The sequence below is a fragment of the Xanthomonas sp. D-36-1 genome, from assembly GCF_017746155.1.
In the GTDB taxonomy this organism is placed as follows: domain Bacteria; phylum Pseudomonadota; class Gammaproteobacteria; order Xanthomonadales; family Xanthomonadaceae; genus Xanthomonas; species Xanthomonas cissicola.
Window position 1 is genome coordinate 1 of record NZ_JAGHWR010000099.1, and the last position, 5,988, is coordinate 5,988.

Here is a 5,988-nt window from a genome sequence, read left to right on the forward strand (position 1 = left end):
ACTGCCGGCGATGGGGAGCGTGCGTCTGTGAACCGGGAAATTCCCGCGGAAAGCGCCAGAAATGGCGAAATTCCGAAGTTCCAAAAGCCACTCTTCGGAACGACGCCACCTTCCGCCCTGTCAGGTCTCGTTGTTCAGACCTTCCCTAGTTCGCTTACAGCACAGCGACGCATGCGTGGTTTCACCCTGGTCGAGCTGATGGTGGTCATCGTCATCATCGGCCTGCTCGCCACCGTGGTGATGATCAATGTGATGCCCAGCCAGGATCGCGCAATGATGGAAAAAGCCCGCGCCGACGTGGCGGTACTGGAGCAGGCGCTGGAAACCTATCGCCTGGACAACCTCAGCTACCCGAGTACCGAACAAGGGCTGCAAGCCTTGCTCAACCCGCCGAGCGGATTGACGCGACCGGAGCGCTATCGGCAGGGCGGCTACATCCGCCGGCTGCCGGAAGACCCGTGGGGCCATGCATACCAGTACCGGCGTCCGGGCCGTCATGGCAGCTTCGAGGTGTACGCATTGGGCGCAGACGGTGCTGAAGGTGGCGACGCCGACAATGCCGATATCGGCAACTGGCGCTGAGTGCCGGCCGTGTCTGCAGTGCTGGGCCCTCCACGGCAGTGTTCCCCGCGCGTGCCGATGCCCATGGCCAACCGATGCGCGCGTGGTTTTACCTTGCTCGAAGTGCTTGCCGTTCTGGTCATTGCCGCGCTGGCCAGCAGTTTGGTGGTGATGACCTTGCCGGATACGCGGCGCGATCTGCACGATCATGCCGACGCGCTGGCCAGCGCGCTGATGCATGCACGCGACGAGGCGATCATGAGTTTGCGCATGGTGGAGGTCAGCATCGATGCCGGCGGCTATGGTTTCCGGCGTCAGGCGCAGCAGCAGTGGGTCGCCTTGGACGAAGCGCCATTTGCCGCGATGCGCTGGCCGCAAGACGTCCAGGTGCAGCTGCCTGCCGACAGTACACGCGTGAGTGTGCGCTTCGACCCCACCGGTGCGGCCACACCGCAGCGCATCGCATTGGGCGATGGCCGGCAACAGATGCAGATAGTGGTAGATGCCGCAGGCGTGGTGCAGGTCGATGCGCCCTCTCGTTAACGCACGCGCATCGGGCGGATTCTCGCTGCTCGAACTGATCGTCGCGCTGGCGATCTTCGGCATGGCGGTGGTCGGCCTGTTGAACCTTTCCGGCGAGAGCACGCGCACCGCGGTGGTATTGGAAGAGCGCGCACTTGCCGCGGTGGTGGCAGAAAACCAGGCGATTGAAGCGACGCTGGCGCCGGCTCCGGCAATCCGTGCGCCTGCGAACGGGCAGGTAATGCTCGGCGGGCGCAGCTGGGAGTGGCAACGCCAGTCGCTGCCGGCCGGCGCTGCAGGCCTGTTGCGGATCGAGGTGCGCGTGCGCCCCGCAGGCCAAGTGCAGGAAGTTGCCGGTCTGAATGTCTTGCGGAGCGCTGAATGATCCGCAAACAGCGCACGCGTGGCTTCACCTTGATCGAACTGCTGGTGGCCTTGGCGGTGTTCGCGTTGGTGGCCGCAGCTGCGGTGGCGGTGATGCGGCAGAGCATCGATCAGCGCGATGCCGTGCGCGCGCGGCTGCAGCAGATTCGCGACTTTCAATTGGCCCATGGCCTGCTGCGCAGCGACCTGCAGCAGGCCGCGGTGCGCCGTACCCGCAACAGCGAGGGCAGCGCCGCACGCAGCGCATTTGTTGCGAGTGCGTCCGGGACGTACGGGCCCTTGTTCGGGTTCGTGCGACGTGGCTGGAGCAATCCGGACCAGGCGCCGCGTGCGTCGCTGCAATACGTGGAATATCGGGTCGTGGATGGGCGGCTGGAGCGCAGCGCACGCTCTGCGCTCGACGGCGCGGCAGCTGGCACGCCGCAAGTGCTGTTGCGCGGCGTGCGTTCGGCGGCGGTGGCATTCCATTACCGGGCGCAATGGAGCGATGGCTGGAGCGGTGGGCTTGAAGCGTTGCCGGATGCGATCGCGTTGGAGCTGGACCTGGAGCACTGGGGGCGCGTACGCCAACTGTTCCTGTTGCCGGAAGGGCGCAGGTGATGGCATTGCACGTACCTGCCAGGCAACGCGGCGTGGCCTTGCTCACGGTATTGCTGTTGGTTGCCGTGATGACCTTGCTGATGGTGGCCGTGCTGGAAGACCTGCGCTTTGGTCTGCGCCGCAGCGGCAATGGCGAAGCCATGACGCAAGCGCAGTGGTACGCCCTGGGCAGCGAGGCCGTTGCGCGGCAACGCTTGCAGGCGCTGTCCAAGCGCGATCCGCTGCGCACGACGCTGGACGGCGGCTGGAACGACCAGCCGATCCGCTTTCCACTGGATGACGGTGCGGTGAGCGTGCGTCTGCGCGATCGCGGCGGCTGCTTCAATCTCAACAGCGTGGTCGTTGGTGCGCCCGAACAATGGCAGCGTAGCGATGAGGGAGCACGCCAATATCGCGCATTGCTCGACGTGTTGGGCATCGCCCCGCAACAGGCGCATGCGTTGACCGACGCATTGGTGGACTGGATCGACTCCGACACACAGCCGGGCGTGCACGGTGCCGAAGACGACCGCTACCTGCAGGCCGCCGCACCGCAGCGCACCGGTGCAACCCTGCTGGAAGGCGTCAGCGAATTGCGCGCCATTGCCGGTTATACGCCGCAACTGATTGCGCAACTGCAGCCGTATGTCTGCGCATTGCCGGAGGGCCGCTTGTCGCCGATCAATATCAACACGCTGCGCCTGGACGATGCGCCGGTGCTGGTGGCGTTGACCGGAGGAGCGCTGGAGCTGCCGGCCGCGCGACGCGTTATCGCTGCACGGCCGGCTGGAGGATGGCGCGACATCCGGATGTTTCTCAGCCAGCCGGCGCTGGTGCAGGCCGAGTTGTCCAATGCGGTGATGGAACAGCTCGCACTGCGCACCCGTTACTTCTCTCTTTACAGCCAGGTCGACCATGCCGGCGCGCAGGTCATGCTGGAAGCGTTGCTGCAACAGGAAACGGCAGGCCGGGTCCGACTGGTCGCACGCCAATGGAGTTCTGACCAATGACCACCACGTTGTTGTTGCTGCCAGCCGATGCAGCCGCCGAATCCATTGCGGTGCGTGTGGATGCGCAGGGGCAGGTGCAGTCGGTGGGTCAAGCCACCACGCCGCCCGAGCCACCCGCGCGCACCCTCCTGGTGGTGCCGGGTGTGGATGTGCATCTGCGCTGGTTGCGCTTGCCTGGCCGCAGCATGGCGCAATCACGGGCCGCCGCGCGTCTGCAACTGGCCGAGCATCTGGCGATTGAGACGCAGGCGCTGCATGTGGTGATCGCCGCAGTGGACAGCGTAGCGATGCAGCAGTGGCTGGCGCGCGCAACGCAACTCGGCTTCGCTCCCGATGCGGTGGTGCCGGATTGCCTGTTGCTGGAGCCCGGTGTCGATGCGACGGTAGCAGTGACGCACTGGGACGGCCGTTGGCTGATCCGCGGCGCACAGCTGGCCTGCAGCCTGGAGCCAGAGGCAGCGCGTCTGCTGCTGGGCGATCGTGTGCCGGCAGTGCCGCCGGGGCCCGACCCGACGCAGTCGATCGCCTGCTTTGCGCGCTACGCTGCGCACGTGCCGATCGATCTCCTGCAGCACCCGTTCGCGAACAAGGCCGCTGCTGAGCAACAGCGCGCTCCGCGCCGGCTGGCGGTGCTGGCTGCGCTGGTGCTGCTATCGCCGGGGTTGCTGTTGCTGGCCCAGACCTTGCGCTACGAGATCGGTGCGCGTGTACTGCAAGCGCGCGCCGCCACGCAGTTGGGTGCGCGCGATGCAGCGGCGGTGCCAGCCGCATTGCAGGCGCGTCGGCAGGCCGGCACGGCGACCGATCGCCTGGCGGTGCAACTGAGCACCTTGTTCGGCGCAGTCGATACCCTTCCAGCGGCAGAATTGGATCAGCTGGACTACAACGCCGCACAGCCGTTGCGCGTGACCTTGCTGCACAACGATGACGCCAGCCTGCAGCAGCTCTCGGCGCGGCTTGCGGATGCCGGCTGGCACGTGGATCCGGGCAGCAGCCAGGTCGAAGATGGTCGCATGCGGACACCGTTGACGCTGGGGCCACTACGATGAAGGCACCTGTGCAACGCGGCACGCACTGGTGGCAGGCGCGGGCGCCGCGTGAGCGGCGCATGCTGGGTGTGATGTGCGCCGCACTGGCGGCATTGGTGGGCTGGTATGCGCTTTACGTCCCATTGCGGCACTGGCATGACCGGGCTTGGGCGCGCTATGCGGCTGCTGCGCAGCTGGTGCTCGATGCATCTGCGCAGGCAGCGTCGACCAGACGCGCCGCCGCACCGGGCTCAGCGGCCCTGGCCGAGATCATCGCAGGCAGCGCACGCGATGCCGGCGTCAACATCACCTCCCAACAGCGCAGCGCCGCGGGCGGGGTGGAGGTGCAGATCGAGGCCGTCAGTGCCGCCGCGCTGTTCGGCTGGCTTGAGCGATTGCGACAGACGCACGGCCTGGCGCCGACACAACTGAGCGTGGCACGCGATCAGGGCCAACTCCGCGTACGCTGCGGGTTTGCGGAATCGGGACCGTGACACGCGTGCGTTGGGGCTTGATCGTGTTGTCGATGGCGGGCGTCGCGCTGCTGGCATTTGTCCCGTTGCGCCTGGTGCTGCCGCGCGAGGGGCTGCCGTTCTCGGTGCTGGATGTGGAGGGTCCGATCTGGGCCGGCACGTTGCGGCAGGTGCAATGGCAAGGCATCGTGTTCGGCGATGTGGCGGTGCGGCCGCGGGTCTGGCCGCTGTTGCGTGGCCAACGTCAGGTGCATTTGCAGTCCACACAGTTGCAACTGCTGTTGGTGGACGGTGCACAACGCGGCATTCGCAATGCACAGGGCCAACTACTGGTGCGCCAGCCGGGTGGCGTGGCACTGATCGATCTGGCATTGCAGCTACAGCAGGTCGATCTGCTATTCGATGCCACCGGCTGCGTGCAGGCGCATGGGCGGGTCAGCCTGCAGTTGCTGGCAAGCGGGGCGGGCGCGCTGCCCGGCCTGCCGCCGCTGCGCTTGTCCGGGCAGCCGGCGTGCCTGGATCACACCGCCGTGCTGACCTTGCTGCCCGACACCGCATTGCCCGCCGGCGTGCAGGCCGAGGCGCAGCTGCAACTCTGGCCCGACGGACGCTGGCAACTGCAGTCGCGCGTGGATCCAGCGCAGGACGCAGTGTTGGGTGTCGGACTGCAATTGCTGGGCTTCGCTGCTACTCCGGAGCGCGGGTTTTTGCGCAACGATGAAGGTCGATTGCACTAGAAACGCCATGACTGGCGACGTGCCACCGTGTCCGTCTTCTGCACCATGAGCGTGCATGCGTCACGGTCGATGTGGTCGTTGCGGCGATTGGACGGCGTATAGGCTCATCCGTTGACAACGTTGTCGTCATGGCGCGGCACGCAGTCATCGGGGCACGGATTCGCCTGCGCAAGTCCACGCGATACGCGCTTTGGAACACACATGAGCACGCTGCGAAGGACGCTGACGCAGCCAGCAGTGATTGCAATGCCGGGGCCGCAACGTGGGCGCCGCAAAATTGGTCTGGTCGCAGGGAATTGGTCAGTGACTGGTCATGTGACAACGATGCCCGGTGGGCACCCAATATCCTTGCACGCACCGTTGCAGGTCAATGGCGGCAAGGATCGAGTGCATTATCAGAGTGCTATCGAACACTTTCGAAAGTGACTGTTGACACGATCTTTTAGGGAAGGTCTGATCAACTCACCGCAGATGCGCGACACTATCGCCTTATGTAGAGGATTCATCCATGCAGCTGACGTTCGGTGACGCTGAGGGCTTGGGCAAGCGTAAGCAGACCCGGCGCGAGATCTTTCTTGCCGAGATGGAGCAGGTTGTTCCGTGGCAGCAACTGCTTGCCCTGATCGCGCCGCACTATCCAGTGTCGGGGCGGCCAGGTCGGCAGCCGTACGCACTGGCGACGATGTTGCGGATT

The 5,988-nt window shown here is 65.7% G+C and carries 8 protein-coding genes and 1 pseudogene; all 9 read left to right on the top strand.

Annotated features, from left to right (window positions below; genetic code table 11):
* The first annotated feature begins 171 nt into the window (after window positions 1-171).
* The gene (gene gspG, locus J7367_RS20620) at window positions 172-582 is read left to right on the top strand and encodes a type II secretion system major pseudopilin GspG (protein ID WP_081027490.1); all 411 of its coding nucleotides are present in this window, start codon (window positions 172-174) and stop codon (window positions 580-582) included.
* A 57-nt stretch (window positions 583-639) separates the two neighbouring features.
* Window positions 640-1,104 (top strand): GspH/FimT family pseudopilin, encoded by a 465-nt coding sequence (locus J7367_RS20625; protein WP_057659280.1) that lies wholly within the window; start codon window positions 640-642, stop codon window positions 1,102-1,104.
* Window positions 1,088-1,468 carry a type II secretion system minor pseudopilin GspI gene (gene gspI, locus J7367_RS20630; RefSeq protein WP_057659282.1) on the top strand — a complete coding sequence of 127 codons (381 nt, stop codon included), beginning with the start codon at window positions 1,088-1,090 and terminating at the stop codon, window positions 1,466-1,468. The genes J7367_RS20625 and gspI overlap by 17 nt, the downstream gene beginning before the upstream one ends.
* A complete protein-coding gene (gene gspJ / locus J7367_RS20635; RefSeq protein ID WP_007968584.1) occupies window positions 1,465-2,067 on the top strand; it encodes a type II secretion system minor pseudopilin GspJ in 603 nt (200 codons plus the stop codon). Before gspI ends, gspJ begins: the two co-directional genes overlap by 4 nt.
* On the top strand, window positions 2,067-3,056 hold the full coding sequence (gene gspK, locus J7367_RS20640; protein WP_057659284.1) for a type II secretion system minor pseudopilin GspK: 990 nt from the start codon (window positions 2,067-2,069) through the stop codon (window positions 3,054-3,056). Before gspJ ends, gspK begins: the two co-directional genes overlap by 1 nt.
* A complete protein-coding gene (gspL, locus tag J7367_RS20645) occupies window positions 3,053-4,105 on the top strand; it encodes a type II secretion system protein GspL (protein ID WP_057659285.1) in 1,053 nt (350 codons plus the stop codon). The genes gspK and gspL overlap by 4 nt, the downstream gene beginning before the upstream one ends.
* On the top strand, window positions 4,102-4,578 hold the full coding sequence (gspM, locus tag J7367_RS20650) for a type II secretion system protein GspM (protein WP_057659288.1): 477 nt from the start codon (window positions 4,102-4,104) through the stop codon (window positions 4,576-4,578). The genes gspL and gspM overlap by 4 nt, the downstream gene beginning before the upstream one ends.
* Window positions 4,579-4,583: 5 nt before the next feature.
* Window positions 4,584-5,294, top strand: coding sequence for a type II secretion system protein N (gspN, locus tag J7367_RS20655; protein WP_057659291.1), 711 nt, complete (start codon window positions 4,584-4,586; stop codon window positions 5,292-5,294).
* 508 nt (window positions 5,295-5,802) lie between these two features.
* Window positions 5,803-5,988 (top strand): annotated as a pseudogene (locus J7367_RS20660) (IS5/IS1182 family transposase); the annotation flags it as partial.

What these genes read in the sequence shown, in the direction of transcription:
- gspI (WP_057659282.1), top strand. Translation starts at nt 1,088, where the DNA reads ATGCGCCCTCTCGTTAACGCACGCGCATCGGGCGGATTCTCGCTGCTC.
- J7367_RS20625 (WP_057659280.1), top strand. Translation starts at nt 640, where the DNA reads ATGCCCATGGCCAACCGATGCGCGCGTGGTTTTACCTTGCTCGAAGTG.
- gspG (WP_081027490.1), top strand. Translation starts at nt 172, where the DNA reads ATGCGTGGTTTCACCCTGGTCGAGCTGATGGTGGTCATCGTCATCATC.
- gspK (WP_057659284.1), top strand. Translation starts at nt 2,067, where the DNA reads ATGGCATTGCACGTACCTGCCAGGCAACGCGGCGTGGCCTTGCTCACG.
- gspL (WP_057659285.1), top strand. Translation starts at nt 3,053, where the DNA reads ATGACCACCACGTTGTTGTTGCTGCCAGCCGATGCAGCCGCCGAATCC.
- gspM (WP_057659288.1), top strand. Translation starts at nt 4,102, where the DNA reads ATGAAGGCACCTGTGCAACGCGGCACGCACTGGTGGCAGGCGCGGGCG.
- gspJ (WP_007968584.1), top strand. Translation starts at nt 1,465, where the DNA reads ATGATCCGCAAACAGCGCACGCGTGGCTTCACCTTGATCGAACTGCTG.